This is a genomic window from Vibrio sp. Vb1554 (genome assembly GCF_033344235.1).
Genome location: NZ_JAWPOJ010000103.1, coordinates 1 through 1,814 on the forward strand (window position 1 = coordinate 1; position 1,814 = coordinate 1,814).

At 47.5% G+C, this 1,814-nt stretch carries 1 protein-coding gene; it reads left to right on the top strand.

Annotated features, from left to right (window positions below; translation table 11 throughout):
• Positions 1 to 229 precede the first annotated feature (229 nt).
• Positions 230 to 1,780: a trypsin-like serine protease gene (locus tag R8N28_RS23970; protein ID WP_318183517.1), complete on the top strand. Its 1,551-nt coding sequence runs from the start codon at positions 230 to 232 to the stop codon at positions 1,778 to 1,780.
• Positions 1,781 to 1,814 lie beyond the last annotated feature (34 nt).

The following is a 1,814-nucleotide window of genomic DNA, read 5'->3' on the forward strand; positions in this document are numbered from 1 at the left end:
TGTTTGCGAAAGCCCTTAAATCCATCGTAATTAATACGTCTTGTTGACGGTAATTCAGTGACAGAAACCATGTGGAATTGAAATCATTCAGTTCGTCAATAGATTTTTGCATTTAAGTGGCTCGCAAGCTATGAATTTGCTACTCAACTTACATTGGTAACATTGAATTTGTCTGCTTGTTTTATGAGTAGCACGAGGATCGTGCTTACAAAAACAAGAGGATAATACTTTGAAACTATCAAAATCGTTACTTGCTTTGGCAGTCTTGCCAATGTTTGCAAGTGCTGATGATTTATCACAGACGCAAAACCACATCATTCAACCGAAAATCGTGGGCGGCATTACCGCCGATCCAACTGAATGGAAGTTCTACACACAAATTGTAAGTCGCTACAGCAATCGCTCCTATTGCGGTGCCAGTTACATCGGCAATGGTTATGTCTTGACGGCCGCTCACTGTGTGGAGGGCGATTCACCGAGTCAAATTGCCGTGAAAATTGGTGGCGTCGTGTACAACGGCACCGATGGAGTAAGAGCGAATGTGAGTGAAATCCACATGCATCCGTCTTATCGCCGCGCCACGCTTTCTTATGATATTGCGGTTCTAAAGCTAGATTCTGTCCCTCAAGGTGTATCCGCCGTTGAAATTGCTGACGGCAGCTTGGCGCAGTACGCCAGTATTGGAGATTGGTTGACAGTTGCAGGTTTAGGTCGAACGTCAGAAGGCGGCAGTTCGCCAACAAGATTGCAAGAAGTCGATGTTCCACTCGTGTCGGATGCCACTTGTCGTCAGGCAGGTGGAAACTACACCACCGTTGGGGAAGTGGCATTCTGTGCAGGCGTGCCGCAAGGTGGGATAGATTCATGTCAGGGTGACAGCGGTGGCCCGATCGTTATTAATCGCGGCGGTGCGATTACCCAACTTGGCGTGGTTAGCTGGGGAATAGGGTGTGCACGTCCGGGTATGTACGGCGTGTACAGTGATATTGCAGCATTACGCAGTTTTGTGGATGGCGTCATCGGCACTTCAATGCCTCCGAAAGATAACGTTTCTGTTGGTTACACTGCTAATCAAACGTTGCCAGCGTTTAATGTTGGCGAACTCAAGCAGCATGGATTTGTGATTAGTAATTCGGGAAATACTGCATTCACTGTCGAAAATGTACGCATTGGCGGCTCAGGAGTGACTGATGCAGCACTGATTGCCAACGATCAATGTTCTCAAACAACGTTAGCTGCAAATACGAGCTGTCGTGTGGATGTGGAGTTTGGCGCATCACAAGCGGGTGAAGCTAGAGTGACGTTGAACTTCGGTGTTGATAAAACCAGTACTTTATATCAAGCGGTTGTGTCTGCAACAGCCAAATCGGTAACGTCGCCACCAACAGGAAGCTGTGCAAACGAATGGAAAGCCTCATCTGTTTACAATAAAGGCGATATGGTCACGTGGAATGGAAAAGTGTGGCAAGCACAATGGTGGACTCAAGGCGATAACCCAGCAGAATCGGGTTCCTGGGGCGTTTGGCAAGCAGTGAGCGATGCAAACTGTACGTCACATCAAGATCCGGTCATCCCGCCGACTGAGCCGCCAGTTGTGTCTGTTCCTTCAGATAATATCTATCAAGCAGGATCTCAATACCTCGCTGGCGATGTTGTGACTAATCAGGGCTCGTCTTATCAATGTTTACCGTGGCCAAATAGTCTTTGGTGTGGTTCGACGCCAAGCGCTTATGAGCCGGGCGTAGGTTCTGCATGGACTCATGCGTGGATAAAGCTATAAAGTCATACTAATCATAAATGGGGTTTATTGTTTT